Raw genomic sequence first — 14,969 nt, forward strand, 5'->3', positions numbered from 1 at the left:
CGCACGCGGGTCAGCGGAAGCGCGTGCGCAGCAGGGCGCCGGCGACCTCGATCTCGACGAGCGCTCCCTGCTCGACCGGGAACGCCGAGCGCGGCGCTCCCGTCATCACGACGTCGCCCGGCCCGAGCTCGATCCAGTGCGCGACGTACGCAAGGCAGTCCGCCACGGGCGCCGGGAGCTCGTGGGTGCCGGTCCGGACGCGCTCCACCCCGTCGACGCGGACGGCGAGGTCGACCTCGTCGAGGTCGATCGCGGTCTCGATCCACGGACCGAGCGGGGTGTAGCCTGCTCCGCCCTTGACCTCGAAGTTGCGCGGATCGGAGCGGTCGGGGCTCGAGACGTCGTTCACGGCGGTCACGCCGAGCACGTACGACGCCGCGTTCTCGGGCGTGAGGCCGGCCGTGCTCCGCCCGAGAACGACGGCGACCTCGCCCTCGATCACGGGGCGCCCGGCGTCGCGCCGCAGGGCGACCTCGGCGCCGCTCGCGACGACCGTGCGCGGGCTCTTGAGCCACGCGCCGACGGGTCCGCCCGGGTGCGCGGGCTGGGCGATCCCCACGACGACGCGGGGGTCGACGGGCGCCAGGAACACGGGGGAGTCGACGGGAGCGCCGAGCGGAACCGGCGCTGCGCCCGAGGCGAAGGCCGCGAACGGGTCGGACACAGGCTGCCAGCGCTCCCCGTCCGGCACCGCGTGCACGGCGCCGGACGGGGAGGCGATGCGGGCGATCCTCATCGCGCGTCGGCGATGACCACCGACACGAGGCCGGTGTCCTTCTCGTCGGTCGAGACGCGGACGGCGTCCTGGATGCGCAGGAGGTCGCGGCTGCGGGTCTCCGGGATGAGGAAGGTCGATGCCGTCGTGATCGCGGCGAGCGTGGCGAGGTAGAGGCCCATGACGACCCAGTTGCCGCCGGTCAGCGTGAGCAGCCACGTGCCGAGCACTCCCGCGAGGCCGCCCGCGAGCACCGCGGAGATCTCGCGCGCCATCGCGACGCCGAGGTAGCGGTGGCGGTTGCCGAACATCTCGGGAAGGAGCGCGCACTGCGGGCCGAGCATCGAGGCGACGGCGACGCCGATGCCGATCGCGATGACGGCCACCGTGAGAACCGGGTCGCCGAGCGAGAGCATCCACCACGCAGGGAACGCGAAGAGCAGCATGAAGACGGCGCCGAAGCGGTACACCGGGCGACGGCCGAACCGGTCGGACAGCCAGCCGGTGAGCGGAACCGAGAAGATGCCGATGAGCGAGCCGATCGTCACGCCCCACGTCGCGATGCCGCGGTCGACGGGGTTCGCGATGAACGTGCCGGCGACGAACGCGAGCGCGACGTTCTGGAAGATGTACGAGCCGCCGTTCTCGGCCATCCGCAGGCCGATGCCCGTGATGACGCCCGGCATTCCGGTCGTGAAGATGTCGCGGAAGGGGTGCGCGGCGACCTGCTCGTGCTTCTCGAGCTCGACGAAGGTCGGCGTCTCGCGCAGCCGCATGCGGATGAACAGCGCGATGAGGATGAGGAGGAACGAGGCGAGGAACGGCACGCGCCATCCCCAGGCGAGGAACGCGTCCTCGGGCATGAGCGACAGCCCGGAGAAGACGAGGGCCGCGAGGAGCGTTCCCGCCTGGATGCCGATGAACGGCAGCGCCGCGAAGAACCCGCGCTGGCGCACCGGCGCGTACTCCGCCATGAGCACCGTGGCGCCGGCCTGCTCGGCTCCCGCGCCGAAGCCCTGCAGGAGGCGCATGATCACGAGCAGCACGGCTGCCCACACGCCCACGACCTCGTAGGTCGGCAGGAGGCCGATGGCCGTCGATGCGCCGCCCATGAGGAGGATCGTCACGACGAGGACCCACTTGCGGCCGAGCCGGTCGCCGATCGTCCCGAAGAAGAACCCGCCGAACGGGCGCGCGACGAAGCCCACGCCGTAGACCGCGAACGCGCCGATCACGCCCATCGCGGGATCGGCGGGGTCGAAGAACAGGCGGTTGAAGACGAGGGCCGTCATCAGGCCGTACAGCGCGAAGTCGAAGTACTCCAGCGCGCTGCCGACGCTCGAGGCGAGGGTGGCGCGCCGGAGGTTCGCGGCGTACTCGGGATCGTCGTACTGGGTCTTGGGGGCAGTCGGGGCTGCTGTGCTCACGTCATCTCCTTCGATGAGGGCGCTCGCGGGAGCGCGAGACGTGACCACCGTACCACAGATGGAACGGTGTGCAACAGGTTGAACGCTCAGTCCGAGCTGGAGCCTCGGACGGCGAGCGGGTTCGTCAGGAGCGACGCCGCCGCGAGCAGCGCCTCGCCGACCTCGGCGACCCGCTCGGGAGTCGTCGCGTCGGCGGGCAGCGCCGCGCCCATGGCGAGCGGCGGGTCGCTCGGATTCCACGGCGACAGGGGCACGGCGACGCCCGTGATGCCCGCGAACGACCCGCTCTCGTCGAGCGCATAGCCGCGCTCCCGCGCCTCCGCGAGGAGCGCGAGGAGGGCCTCGAGGCTCGTGACGCTGCGCTCGGTCACGGCCGCGAACGCCGAGGGCGGCAGCTGGCGGGCGACGTCCTCGTCGTCGAGGGTCATGAGGATGGCCCTGCCGGTCGCGCTCTGCGCGGCCGGCAGGCGCGAGCCGAGGGGCGTGCCGAGGCGGTGCGGAGCGCGCCCCTCGTGGCGCGCGAGGTAGAGCACGTCGGCTCCGTCGAGCATGGCGATCTGCACGACCTCCCGGTGCAGCACCTCGGAGGCCGCGCAGATCGCGAAGAACTCGCGCACCTGGTTGAACTGCAGTGCGAACGCCCCGCCGAGCTCGGCGGTGCGCCGACCGAGCCGGAAGCCGCGCGCGTCGCGCTCGATCATGCCGCCCTCCTCGAGCGCCGCGCAGAGGTTCGCGGCGGAGGACTTCGCGATGCCGACCGCTCTGGCCAGCTCGCTGAGCGTCATCGGCGCTCCGCCGGAGTCGGCCAGCGCCGTGAGGATGCGCAGGGCGCGCGTGACGGCCGGCGCCGGGTCTCGATCGGGGGCAGTGGACATGGCGCTCCTTCGCGATGCCGGCGCTCGCGCGGCCGGCCTAGTAGAACTCGACGGTGTCCACCACGTTACGCAGGGGCTCGCCGTCGAGCAGGCGACGCGCGTTGTCGGCGAAGAGGCGCATGATGCGCGCGTCCTCCTGCGTCGACAGTGCCGCGGTGTGCGGGCTCACGAGAACGCGCGGATGGTCCCACAGCGGGCTCCGGTCGGGAAGCGGCTCCACCTCGAACACGTCGAGCGCCGCGTACGACACCCGGCCGTCGTCGAGGGCGGCGAGAAGCGCCGCCTCGTCGATGACGCTGCCGCGCCCGACGTTGGTCACGATGACGCCCGGCTTGACCGCGCGGAGCACCTCCTCGCCGATGAGGTGCTCGGTCTGCGCGGTGCCGGGCAGGGTGACGACGATCGCGTCGACCTCGCCGACCGCGGATGCGAGCTCGTCCACGGGGACGATGCGCTCGACGCCGTCGACAGGGCGGCCCGATCGGCTCGTTCCCCACACCCGCGCGCCGAAGGCGGCGAACCGCGAGACGACGGCCTTGCCGATGCCGCCCAGGCCCACGACGAGCACGGTCATCTCGTCGAGGTGGCGCATCGTCCAGCGGTCGTCCCACGCGTGCTCGCGCTGCGCCTGCTGCAGGCGGGGAAGCTCCTTGGCGCCCGCGAGCACGCCGAAGACGGCGAACTCCGCGAGGGTCGAGCCGTGCACGCCCGCGCTCGTCGTGAAGACGACCCGGTCGAGCTCCTCCTCGGTGAGGCCCGCGGCCTTGACCTGGGCGCCGCCGCCGGCCGCCATGACGTGCACCCAGCGGAGGCGCGGATTCGCGCGCACCGTGCGGGCGAGGGCCGCCGGGTCGGTGTCGGGGATCGAGAAGAGGATGTCGGCCGAGTCGACGAGCGCGTCGAACGCCTCCTGCTCGGCGGGCGAGCGGACGTGGGCGGGGTCCCCGCCCCAGTCCGCGGGCCACCGCATGGGGCGGCACAGGCTCGGATCGCGGACGATCTCGAGTCGCGGCTCGCGCCGCTCGAGCTCGCGGCACAGCTGCTCCGACAGGTCGGTGGCGATGACGGCGCGCAGCCGTCCGGTGCTTTCGGTCATGACCATCCTCTTCGATGTGGGGTGGTGCCAGCATACCGGCTCGGCCAAAGTTCTGTACGACGTTCCATATTCTGGCCAAAACCCGTAGAGTCGGAGCATGACCGATGACGCTCATCCTCCTCTCCGCGTCGGCGTCGTGGGCCTCGGCGCGATGGGCCTGCCGATGGCCGAGCACCTCGTGGAGGCGCACGGCGCGCTCGCGATCACGGGCCGCACGCGCCGCCATCCGTCTCTCGAGAGCGCCGGCGCGACCTGGTGCGAGACGCCGCGCGCCCTCGCCGAGCGCAGCGACGCCGTGCTCGCGATGGTGCCCGACCTTCCCGAGCTCGAGGGCCTGCTCGAGGGCGACGACGGCCTGCTCGCGGGCGTCGCGCATCCCCTCCTTCTGCTCATCGGCTCGACGTCGTCGGCCACGCGCGTGCGCGCTCTGGCTGCGGACCTCGCGGAGCGGACGGATGGCCGGGTGCGGGTGGTCGACTGCCCCGTGTCGGGCGGGGAGGACGGCGCGAGGGCGGGGACGCTCTCGATCATGATGGGCGGCGACGAGGCCGACGCCGCGCTCGCGGCGCGCGTGCTCGCTCCCTGCGGAACGCCCGTGCGCCTCGGTCCGCTCGGAGCGGGGGAGGTCGCCAAGTCGTGCAATCAGCTCGTCGTGTCGGCGACGATGCTCGCGCTCGCCGAGGCCACCGTGCTCGCCGAGCGCAGCGGGATCGACCCCGGGCAGCTGTGGGAGCTGCTCGGCGGCGGCTACGCGGGATCGAACCTGCTCCGCAGCCGCCGCGACAAGCTCGTGGCCCGCGACTACAGCCCCTCCGGAGTCGCGAAGTACATGGTGAAGGACCTCGCGTTCGCAGATGACGTGGCAGCGGAGACGCGCACGCACCCCGTGCTGCTTCCGGCGCTGCGCGCCGCGTTCGACGAGCTCGTCGAACGCGGCCTCGGGGACGACGATCTCGTCGTGACGCGCCGCCTCGTCGAGGAGCGCTGACCCGGGCTCAGCGCGCGAGGGCGCCGATGAGGCGCAGGATCGTGCCCATGTCGTCGACGGCGGCAGCGGGCGACGACGGCGCGAAGCCCGCGACCGATGCGCCCGCGAGCGGCAGCGCCGAGCGCAGAGCCGCGATCGCCGCGACCACCTGGGAGGGCTCGAGGCCGAACGGCGTGGGGGCCGTGACCCCCGACATGTGCGCGGGGTCGAGGACGTCGAGATCGATGTGCACGTAGACGCGCGCCGCGCCCGTGGTGGTCGCGGCCTCGGCGAGGGCGTCGGGGGTGAACTCCGCGGCGGGCACGCGGCGGATCGCGCTCGTCTCCAGGAAGTCGGCCTCCTCGTCCTCGAGGATCCGGGCGCCCGCGAGGACGACGCGGTCGGGCGTCACGGCGCCGCGGGGGAGCGCGAGCGTGGGCTCGCCGCCGCCCAGGACGCCGCGCAGCGACATCCCCGAGAACGCGCCGGACGGAGACGAGGACGGCTCGTGCAGGTCGGCGTGCGCGTCGAGCCACACGACCGCGAGGTCGTCGGCCGCGACGCGGCCGATCGCGGGCACCGCGACGCCGCAGTCGCCGCCGACGACGATGACCGGCTCATCGTCGTGCTCGTCGAGCGCGGCGCCGATGCCGTCGCGCACGCGCTGGAGGGCGCTCGCTCTGAGGACCCCGGTGCCCAGGGTGTCGCCCGCCTCGAGCGGGACGTCGATGCCGGTGCACGCGGAGCGGGGCAGGTCGCCGGCGATGGCCTCGGCGCCGTCGATGAGCGCCATCGCCCTCGACGAGGGGGAGCCCTGCCACTGCGGGACCACGAGGAATCGTGCCATCCTCCCATCCTGCCCCTGCCGGAGGGCGCGCGCGAGTGCGCCCGCGGACACGACGACGCCGCCCTCCCCGGGGAGAGGGCGGCGTCGGAAGGCGGTCAGGCGCCGAGCTGGCCCTGCGGCTGGCCGCCGGTCTTGAGCGCCGCGAGGCGCGCTTCGACCTCGGTCAGCTCGCCCACGTCCTCGAGCGACTCGAACTGCGCGTCGAGGCTCGATGCGGCGATCTCCGCCTTGCCCGCGGCGAGGGCCTCCTGGCGGCGGACCTTGTCCTCGAAGCGGCCGAGCTCGCTCGTCGGGTCGAGCACGTCGATCGACTTGACGGCGTCGTGCACCTTGTTCTGCGCCTCGGCCGTCTTGGCGCGCGCGAGGAGCTCGGCGCGCTTGCCCTTGAGCTGCTCGAGCTTGACCTTCATGCCGTTGAGCCCGTCCTTGAGCTTGTTCACGACCTCGGTCTGCTGCTGCAGCTGCGGCTCGACGGCCTTGATCTCGTTCTCGGTCGAGATCTGACGCTGCAGGGCGACCTTCGCGAGGTTGTCGAACTTGTCGGCGTCGGCGGTGTTGCCCGATGCGCGCAGCTCGTCGGCCTTGCGGCTCGCGGCGAGCGCCTTGTTGCCCCACTCGGCCGCGGTCTGGCGGTCCTCTGCGGTGTCGCGCTCGAGCAGGCGCAGGTTCCCGATCGTCTCGGCGATGGCGGCCTCGGCGTCGGCGATGTTGTTCGTGTAGTCGCGGACGAGCTGGTCGAGCATCTTCTGGGGGTCCTCGGCCTCGTCGATGAGGGCGTTGATGTTCGCCCGGATGAGGGTCGAGATGCGTCCGAAGATCGACTGCTTGGTCATCGGTGTTTCCCTTTCGGTTGGGGTCAGGAGCGGATGGCTGTCTCAGGGCAGGGAGGGACGGATCAGAAGCGACCACCTCCGCGGCGGCCCGAGCGGCCGCCTCCGCCGAAGCTCCGGCGGCCGGATCGTCCTCCGCCGAACGACCCGCCTCCGCGGCGCCCGGAGCGCGACGAGCCGCCCCCGCCGCCGAAGAGCCCGCCCCCGCCTCCGCCGAGGAGGCCGCCGCCCCATCCGGAGCTCGAGGAGCGCCCGCCGCCGAGGGAGCTGCCGATGAGGCCGCCCAGGAGCCCGCCGAGGAAGTCGTCTCCGCCGGAGGAGCGGCCCTGCGAGCGGTACGACGACTCGAACATGCTGAGGTCGCTCTGCGTGAGGGAGATCGCGTCGTTCGCGAGACGGAGCGCGGACTGCGCGTGGCCGAGCGCGGCCGCGGGGTCGCTCTGGCGCAGGCCCTCCGCTCGCGCGAGCTCGGCGCCGGCCTGCGCGAGCCGCGTGCGGGCGTCCGAGCCCACTCCGCCGCGCCGCGCCGACACGTACTCCTCGGCCGCCGAGACCTGGCTGCGCGCCTGGAGGATGGTCTGCTCGAGCATCTGCTCGGACCGCCGTCGCCGCTCGACCGCGTCGCGACCGCCGGCGAGGGCGCGGTCGATCTCCTCGTCGGCCTTCTGGAGGGCCTCGAGCATCGCGAGCGGGCGGCGCCCGGCGCCGGCGAGGTTCTGCTTCGCGGTCTGCATCTGCTGCTCGGTGCGCGCGACGGCGGCCGCGACGGCCCCGTCCTCGTCGGGCAGCTGCCGGGCCGCGGCCACGTCGCCCTCGAGCTCGAGGATGAGATCGGCCGCCTGCTTCTCGCCCTCAGCGAGCGCCGCGCCGAGCTCGTCGATCGCGGTGCCGAGGCGCCGCGCCTGGGCGATCGCCTGCTCGGCATCGCGGATGGCGACGGCGGCCTCGCCGCCCTCGCCCGAGCCGATCGCGCGCTGCGCGACGGCGAGCTGCTCGTCGGCGAACGCCAGCCGTGCCTGAGCCTGCTCGGGGTTGTCGGCCACGGTCGTGAGCGCCTCGGGCGCGTACCGGGCGCCCAGCGCCTCGAGCGCGCTGCGGGCCTCGTCGGACACGGACGCCGCCTGCGCGCGCTTTTCCTGCACCTGCGTGAGCGCCTCCGGCGCGTTCTGCTCGAGCTGGCGCAGCTGCGCGAATCCCTGTGCCTTCTCCTCGAGCGACGCCGCCGCCTGCTCGCAGAGGGCGACGATCTCGGTGTTCCACGCGCGCACGTCGGCCTCGGTGTCCTCCGTGGCGTCGTCGAGCCGCTGCTTGAACTCGAACGCGCGCGCGAGCGACGCGCGCGCATCCGACAGCGCGGTGCGGAACTCGCCGGTCGCCTCCTCGCCGAACTGCGCGACCGCGAACCCGAGCTCCTGCTCGCTCGAGCGGATGGCGTCGTCGGTCGCGATGAGGGCGGATGCCGCCCGGCGCTGCAGCTCGGCGGTCGGGACCTCGGGCTCGGCGGGCGCGTCACCGGCTCCTGCCCTCTCCGCGGGGCTGCGCTTGCGCGAGAGCAGCACGACGACGATCACGATGCCCGCGATCACGACGAGGCCGATGATCCACGGCCATGCGCTGGCGCCGCCCTGTCCGCCGCCCTCGAACCCGTCGGCGGCGACGTCGACCGCGCTCGCCCAGTCGTCGTCCGCCAGGGCGTCGAAGAGGTCCTGCTCGATCGCCGCGAGACGGTCCTCGCTCACGGGGCCGTCCGCGGCCGAGGAGATGTAGAGCTGGCGGCCCTCGGTCGCGATCGCGAGGAGGTACTGCGTGCTGCCGAGCCCGTTGAGATCGGCGGTGCGATCCGCCCACTCGATGGCGTCGGAGGGGTTCTCGAAGTCGTCGACGTAGACGACCCAGAGCGAGACGTCGGTGTCGGCCGCGAGCTGAGCGAGGCGCTCGTCGGCGGCGCGCTCCTCGCTCGGGTTCAGCACATCCGAGCCGTCGTAGACGTACGCGTCGCCGAGCTCGACCGGGCTCTCCGCCGAGGCCGCCATCGGGGCGCCCCCGAGGAACAGCGTCAGGCCGGCGCACAGCGCCACGGTCCACCTTGCCCGCATGGCGACTTCCCCTCCGCGGGCGCCATGGGCCCGCGAGACCGATCCTATGCACGCGGCGGCATGCGGCGGAAGACGAGGCCGCCGCGCACAGGAGATTCATCGACCGCGTCGAGCGCGCGCCGTTCCGCGACGGGTCGGCGGCCCGTGGTGGGATGGAGGGCGGGAGGACCCTCATGGACGACAGATACGGCACCGACGTGCTCGCGGCGGGATGGCGCGAGAAGGGCAGGAAGACGTCGAAGCCGGTCCCCGCGGAGCTCGACCTCGTCGTCGAGGTCGCGGGAGACGGGTACTGCGGCGCGATCACGCGCGTCGAGAACGGCAGCGTCGAGCTCGAGGACTGGAAGGGGCGCACGCGCGTCTTCCCGCTCGGCGCGGGCTTCCTCATCGACGGCGAGCCGGTCGCCCTCGTCCCGCCGAAGGCGGCACCGCAGGGCCGCCGCCGCACGGCATCCGGATCGTTCGCGGTCGAGGATCAGCGGGCGCGGGTCGCGCTGCCGAGTCGCATCCTCGTGGAGGGGAAGCACGACGCCGAGCTCGTGGAGAAGGTCTGGGGCGCCGATCTGCGCGTCGAGGGCGTGGCGGTCGAGTTCCTCCAGGGCATCGACCTCCTGCATGAGCTCCTCGAGGAGGAGCCGCCGTCGGCGAAGCGCCGCTACGGCGTGCTCGTCGACCACCTCGTCCCGGGGTCCAAGGAGTCGCGCATCGCCGAGCAGATCGCGCGCGGGCGCCACGGTGCGCACGTCCGCATCGTCGGCCATCCGTTCGTCGACGTGTGGCAGTGCGTCAAGCCGCAGGCGGTCGGCATCGCGCGCTGGCCCGTCGTGCCGCGCGGCACCGACTGGAAGACCGGGATCTGCCGCGGCCTCGGCTGGCCCGCCGAGACCAAGGAGGACCTCGGCCTCGCGTGGCAGCGCATCCTCTCGCGCGTGACGACGTACCGCGACCTCGAGCCCGAGCTGCTCGGCAGGGTCGAGGAGCTCATCGACTTCGTCACGGCCCCGTGACCCACGGCGCCTGACCCACGGGGAGGGCACGGCGGCGGAAAGTACCCTGGAGGCATGCCCGAGCCCCGCACCTTCCGCGACCATCCCGTCTCGTTCGTCCGCCGCAGCGGGCGCATGTCGGAGGCGCAGGAGCGCGCGTGGGCCGAGCTCGCGCCGACGTACTTCTTCGACGTGCCGCGGGCCATCGCGTCGACATCGGTCCACCCCGACGCGCGGTTCGTCCCCGCGGAGGAGTACGGCCGCGTGGCGCCGCTCATCGTCGAGATCGGGTCGGGGCAGGGGCACGCGATCGTGCACGCCGCGTCGACCCGGCCCGACGTCGACTTCCTCGCCGTCGAGGTGTTCCGCGCGGGGCTCGCGCGGACGATGCTCGACGCCGACGCCGCCGGCGTGCGCAACCTCCGTCTCATCGAGGCGAACGCGCCCGAGGTGCTCGAGACGCTCCTGCCGGAGGGCGGCGCCGACGAGGTCTGGATCTTCTTCTCCGACCCGTGGCACAAGAAGCGGCACACGAAGCGCCGGATGATCCGCCCCGGGTTCGGCGCCACGGCGGGCCGCGCCCTGCGCGACGGCGGCCTCCTGCGCCTCGCGACCGACTGGGAGGACTACGCCCTGCAGATGCGCGAGGTGCTCGACGACGCGCCCGAGTTCGAGCGCGCGTTCGACGGGGACTGGGCCGACCGCTTCGACGGACGGGTGATGACGGCCTTCGAGCGCAAGGGCATCGAGAAGGGGCGCGAGATCCGCGATCTCGTCTACCGCCGCGTCGCGCGGAGCTGACGGGTGGCCGTGCCCGCTGCGCGCGCCGTCGCCCCGCTCCCGCTCGTCGCCGCGCTTCTCACGTGCCTCGCGGCTCCGGCGTTCTTCGTGCTGCTCGTGCCGTGGCTCGGATGGCTGCTGCTCGCGGCCGGCATCGCCCTCGCGATCGCGGCGGATCGGTCGCGCGGCGTCGCGCCGTGGGCCCTCGCGCCATCCGCGCCATCCGCGCCATCCGCGCCCGGGCCATCCGCGCCCATGCCCTCCCTCGCGCGGGATCTGTCGCTCATCGCGGTCGGGCTGCTCATCGTGAGCGCCATCCCGCTCGCGGCCGAGCTCGACGACGCCGCGATGATCCGCTTCACGGTCGCGCTCGGCGGCGCGGTCGCCGTGCCGTACGCGGTCTCGCGGTTCGTCTACCGCGACCGCGCGATCGCGTTCCCGTGGCGGACGGGCCGGCGCTGGACGCGCCTGCAGTGGGGGTGGCTCGTCGCGGTGCTCGCGCTCGGCTGGCTGATCCTGCCGTTCTACTTCATCACGTCGGGCGTGTACCGCAACTGGCCGGTCGTCGACACCGCCGACCTCATCGCGCGGCTCTTCGTGGGCGTGGGCGCCGTGGGCATCTGGGACGAGCTCTTCTTCGTGTGCACGGTGTTCGCGCTGCTGCTGCGGCACTTCCCGACGACGGCCGCCAACGCGCTCCAGGCGATCGTGTTCGTGTCGTTCCTGTGGGAGCTCGGCTACCGCGCGTGGGGTCCCGTGCTGACGATCCCGTTCGCGCTGCTGCAGGGGTGGATCTTCCTGCGCACGCACTCGCTGGCCTACGTCGTGACCGTGCACCTGCTCTTCGACGCCGTCGTGTTCCTCGTGCTCGTGCACGCGCACAACCCCGGAGCCGTCCCGTTCTTCCTGGTGTGAGGAGACCCGCATGACCGATCGGATGGACGTCGAGACCGTCGTCGTCGGAGGCGGCGTCGTCGGCGCCGCGACCGCGTGGGCGCTCGCCCGCCAAGGGCGCGAGGTCGTGCTGCTCGAGGCGCACGAGCCCGCCCACGCGCTCGGCGCCTCGCACGCGTCGACCCGCAACTTCAACCCGTCGTACGCGGAGCCCGCGTACCTGCGGCTGCTCACGCGTGCGCTGCCCCTGTGGCGCGAGCTCGAGGCGGAGTCGGGCGAGACCATCCTCGAGCAGACCGGCATCGTGAACCGCGGGCCCGTTCCCGATGCCGAGCGCCTGCGCGAGAACGCGCCGCGCGCCGGGTTCGCCGTGGAGACGGTTCCCGCGGGCGAGGCCGCGCGCCGCTGGCCGGGGATGCGGTTCGCGAGCGACGCGCTCTTCCTGCCGGACGGCGGGCGGATCTGGGCCGAGCGCGCCGTCCGCGCGTTCCACGCCCTCGCTGCGCGCTTCGGCGGAGACATCCGACACGGCGTGCGCGTCGACGGGATCCGCGTCCTCGGCGACGGGACGGCCGAGGTCCGCGCCGGCGATCTCGTCGTCCGCGCGCGCCGTGCGGTCGTCGCGGCGGGCGCGTGGTCGTCGGAGCTGCTCGCGGGCGTCGTCGGCCTGCCGCGCCTGCGGGTCACGGAGGAGCATCCCGCCCACTTCGCGCTCGCCGCGGGCGACGACGGCGCGGGCTGGCCGAGCTTCAACCACTTCGCCGAGCCGTCAGGGTTCGGATGGCTCGGGCCGATCTACGGGCTCGTGTCGCCGGGCGAGGGCCTCAAGGTCGGATGGCACGGCGCGGGCCCCGAGGTCACACCCGCGACGCGCACGTTCGCGCCCGAGGAGCACGTCGTCTCCGCCCTGCGCGCGTACGTGCGCGAGTGGATGCCCGGCGCCGACCCCGACCGGCTGAAGCCGATCAGCTGCACGTACACGTCGCGCGAGGGCGAGGACTTCATCCTCGACGCGGCGGGGCCGATCATCGTCGCCGCCGGCTTCGCGGGGCACGGGTTCAAGTTCGCCCCCGCGCTCGGCGAGCACCTGGCCTCCCTCGCGACCGGCACGGGCCATCCGGATCCGTTCTTCGCCCTGCGACGGTGATCCGCGCGCCGATCCCGCGACGTGAGCGGGGTTGGCGGGGTGTCCTCGTGTGCGTGTCTCGGTGCGGGTGGGTATGGGCGCCGGTTAGCCGCGCGTGGTGAGACATGCGGGCCCGGTGGGGCGAGAGGTGCGTCCGACCTGCCGGGTCGGCGCGGGAGGACCAGGCCGGCTGTCGGATGCCCGTGCGAGGCTGGGAGCATGAGCGACGACACCCTGCGAACCTCCGCGCTCGCGGCCCTCCGGAAGCTCGTGGGGCGGGACGACGCCGACTTCCACGAGGGGCAGTTCGAGGCGATCGAGGCGCTCGTGGGCGGACGCCGCCGCGCGCTCGTCGTGCAGCGGACCGGGTGGGGCAAGTCGGCCGTGTACTTCGTGGCGACGAGGCTGCTCCGAGACGCGGGAGCCGGGCCGACGGTGCTCGTGTCGCCCCTCATCGCCCTCATGCGCGACCAGATCGCGGCCGCGCAGCGGGCCGGCGTCCGCGCCGTGGCGATCAACTCGACGAACGCGCACGAGTGGACCGACGTCCTCGCGCAGCTCGACGCCGACGAGGTCGACGTGCTGCTCGTGTCTCCTGAGCGGCTCAACAACCCGACGTTCCGCGACGAGCAGCTGCCCGCCCTCGTGCGGCGCATCGGCATGCTCGTCGTCGACGAGGCCCACTGCATCAGCGACTGGGGTCACGACTTCCGCCCCGACTACCGGCGCCTGCGCGACCTCATCGCGCAGATGCCGCCGTCCGTCCCTGTGCTCGCGACGACGGCCACCGCGAACAGCCGCGTGGTCGCCGACGTCGTCGAGCAGCTGGGTGCGGAGGGCGTGACGACGATCCGCGGCCCGCTCGCACGCGCGTCTCTGCGCCTCGGCGTGCTGCGGCTCCCCGACGCGACGGCGCGCCTCGCGTGGCTGCTCAGCCACCTCGATGAGCTGCCGGGGTCGGGCATCATCTACACGCTCACGGTCGCCGCCGCGAACGACACCGCCCGGCTCCTGCGCGATCACGGCCACGCCGTGCGCGCGTACACCGGGCAGAGCGACGCCGACGAGCGCGCGGAGTCGGAGGCGATGCTCAAGCGGAACGAGGTCAAGGCGCTCGTCGCGACGAGTGCGCTCGGCATGGGCTTCGACAAGCCCGACCTCGGCTTCGTGCTCCATCTGGGGGCCCCGTCGTCGCCCGTGGCGTACTACCAGCAGGTCGGCCGTGCGGGCCGCGCGACGGCGTCCGCGGATGTCGTGCTGCTTCCCGGCCCCGAGGATCGCGACATCTGGCACTACTTCGCGACCGCGTCGATGCCCGACAAGGACCGCGCCGAGCGCGTGCTGTCGGCCCTCGGAGCGGCCGATCGTCCGCTGTCGACGGCTGCGCTCGAGGCGGTCGTCGACATCCGGCGCACGCCCCTCGAGCTGCTCCTCAAGGTGCTCGACGTCGACGGCGCGGTGCGGCGCGAGAAGGGCGGATGGGCCGCGACCGGCATCCCGTGGACGTACGACGCCGAGCGGTACAGCCGCATCGCCGCCGAGCGTCGCATCGAGCAGGAGCACATGCTCGAGTACGAGACGACCACCGGGTGCCGCATGGAGTTCCTGCAGCGCCGTCTCGACGACGACACCGCGGCGCCGTGCGGGCGTTGCGACAACTGCGCGGGACCGTGGCTCTCCGCCGAGATCGGCCAGGGCGTCTCGGCGTCCGCCGCCTCCGCCCTCGACCGCGTCGGCGTGCCCATCGAGCCGCGGCGCCAGTGGCCGTCCGGTCTCGATCGGCTCGGCGTGCCCCTCAAGGGCCGCATCCCGGCCGAGGAGCAGGCGGCCGAGGGTCGCGCGCTCGCCCGCCTGACCGATCTCGGCTGGGGCGGTGCCCTGCGCGAGATCTTCGCCGCGGGCGCGCCCGACCAGCCCGTGCCCCCGCGCCTGCTCGACGCCTGCGTGCGCGTGCTCGCCGACTGGGGCTGGGACGAGCGCCCCGTCGCCGTCGTCTCCGTGCCCTCGCGCTCCCACCCGCAGCTCGTCGCCTCGACCGCCCAGGGGCTCGCGCGGGTCGGGCGCCTGCCCTACCTCGGCGAGCTGGCCCTCGATCCCGCTGCGCCGGTCGGCCGCCCCGGCGGCAACAGCGCGTTCCGCGTCGCCGACCTGCACGGTCGCCTCGACGCGTCCCCGCTCGCGGTGCCGGCGGGGCCGATCCTGCTCGTCGACGACCTCGCCGAGAGCCGGTGGACGCTCACGCTCGCCGCGCGCGAGCTCCGCAGGGCCGGCGCCACGGCCGTCCTGCCGTTCGCCCTCGCTCTCCGGAGCTGAGCGGCGCCGAGCAGGCT

The 14,969-nt window shown here is 73.7% G+C and carries 13 protein-coding genes; 6 read left to right on the top strand and 7 right to left on the bottom strand.

Going from position 1 to position 14,969, the window contains the following annotated elements:
* Positions 1 to 10: 10 nt before the first annotated feature.
* The 4 genes from ACOWU6_RS10220 to ACOWU6_RS10235 all read right to left on the bottom strand — a co-directional run bounded on the left by ACOWU6_RS10220 (position 11) and on the right by ACOWU6_RS10235 (position 4,113).
* On the bottom strand, positions 11 to 736 hold the full coding sequence (locus ACOWU6_RS10220; RefSeq protein ID WP_421075607.1) for a fumarylacetoacetate hydrolase family protein: 726 nt from the start codon (positions 734 to 736) through the stop codon (positions 11 to 13).
* Positions 733 to 2,142, bottom strand: coding sequence for an MFS transporter (locus ACOWU6_RS10225; protein WP_421075608.1), 1,410 nt, complete (start codon positions 2,140 to 2,142; stop codon positions 733 to 735). Before ACOWU6_RS10225 ends, ACOWU6_RS10220 begins: the two co-directional genes overlap by 4 nt.
* Before the next feature lie 86 nt (positions 2,143 to 2,228).
* The gene (locus ACOWU6_RS10230; protein ID WP_421075609.1) at positions 2,229 to 3,017 is read right to left on the bottom strand and encodes an IclR family transcriptional regulator; all 789 of its coding nucleotides are present in this window, start codon (positions 3,015 to 3,017) and stop codon (positions 2,229 to 2,231) included.
* A 37-nt stretch (positions 3,018 to 3,054) separates the two neighbouring features.
* Entirely contained in the window at positions 3,055 to 4,113 is a 1,059-nt protein-coding gene (locus ACOWU6_RS10235; RefSeq protein ID WP_324012066.1) for a D-2-hydroxyacid dehydrogenase, read from the bottom strand.
* Between the two features lie 97 nt (positions 4,114 to 4,210).
* Between ACOWU6_RS10235 and ACOWU6_RS10240 the strand changes: the two genes are divergently transcribed.
* Positions 4,211 to 5,101 (top strand): NAD(P)-dependent oxidoreductase, encoded by an 891-nt coding sequence (locus ACOWU6_RS10240; protein WP_421075610.1) that lies wholly within the window; start codon positions 4,211 to 4,213, stop codon positions 5,099 to 5,101.
* 7 nt (positions 5,102 to 5,108) lie between these two features.
* Here ACOWU6_RS10240 and ACOWU6_RS10245 read toward each other — a convergent pair whose 3' ends face one another.
* The 3 genes from ACOWU6_RS10245 to ACOWU6_RS10255 form a co-directional block, all read right to left on the bottom strand.
* Positions 5,109 to 5,927 carry an arginase family protein gene (locus tag ACOWU6_RS10245; RefSeq protein WP_421075611.1) on the bottom strand — a complete coding sequence of 273 codons (819 nt, stop codon included), beginning with the start codon at positions 5,925 to 5,927 and terminating at the stop codon, positions 5,109 to 5,111.
* A gap of 95 nt (positions 5,928 to 6,022) precedes the next feature.
* The gene (locus ACOWU6_RS10250; RefSeq protein ID WP_271172264.1) at positions 6,023 to 6,760 is read right to left on the bottom strand and encodes a PspA/IM30 family protein; all 738 of its coding nucleotides are present in this window, start codon (positions 6,758 to 6,760) and stop codon (positions 6,023 to 6,025) included.
* 62 nt (positions 6,761 to 6,822) lie between these two features.
* Positions 6,823 to 8,853, bottom strand: coding sequence for a TPM domain-containing protein (locus ACOWU6_RS10255; protein ID WP_421075612.1), 2,031 nt, complete (start codon positions 8,851 to 8,853; stop codon positions 6,823 to 6,825).
* 173 nt (positions 8,854 to 9,026) lie between these two features.
* Here ACOWU6_RS10255 and ACOWU6_RS10260 point away from each other — a divergent pair, with 173 nt between their 5' ends.
* The 5 genes from ACOWU6_RS10260 to ACOWU6_RS10280 all read left to right on the top strand — a co-directional run bounded on the left by ACOWU6_RS10260 (position 9,027) and on the right by ACOWU6_RS10280 (position 14,952).
* Positions 9,027 to 9,860: a DUF3097 domain-containing protein gene (locus tag ACOWU6_RS10260; protein ID WP_271172262.1), complete on the top strand. Its 834-nt coding sequence runs from the start codon at positions 9,027 to 9,029 to the stop codon at positions 9,858 to 9,860.
* A gap of 54 nt (positions 9,861 to 9,914) precedes the next feature.
* Positions 9,915 to 10,640 carry a tRNA (guanosine(46)-N7)-methyltransferase TrmB gene (trmB, locus tag ACOWU6_RS10265; RefSeq protein ID WP_421075613.1) on the top strand — a complete coding sequence of 242 codons (726 nt, stop codon included), beginning with the start codon at positions 9,915 to 9,917 and terminating at the stop codon, positions 10,638 to 10,640.
* A 3-nt stretch (positions 10,641 to 10,643) separates the two neighbouring features.
* Positions 10,644 to 11,534, top strand: a complete 891-nt coding sequence (locus tag ACOWU6_RS10270; protein ID WP_421075614.1) for a CPBP family intramembrane glutamic endopeptidase — start codon at positions 10,644 to 10,646, stop codon at positions 11,532 to 11,534.
* Positions 11,535 to 11,544: 10 nt separating this feature from the next.
* Positions 11,545 to 12,660: an FAD-dependent oxidoreductase gene (locus ACOWU6_RS10275; protein ID WP_421075615.1), complete on the top strand. Its 1,116-nt coding sequence runs from the start codon at positions 11,545 to 11,547 to the stop codon at positions 12,658 to 12,660.
* Between the two features lie 198 nt (positions 12,661 to 12,858).
* Entirely contained in the window at positions 12,859 to 14,952 is a 2,094-nt protein-coding gene (locus tag ACOWU6_RS10280; RefSeq protein ID WP_421075616.1) for a RecQ family ATP-dependent DNA helicase, read from the top strand.
* Positions 14,953 to 14,969: the final 17 nt, after the last annotated feature.

Origin of the sequence: Microbacterium sp. SA156, assembly GCF_049065455.1 — a bacterium.
GTDB lineage: Bacteria > Actinomycetota > Actinomycetes > Actinomycetales > Microbacteriaceae > Microbacterium > Microbacterium barkeri.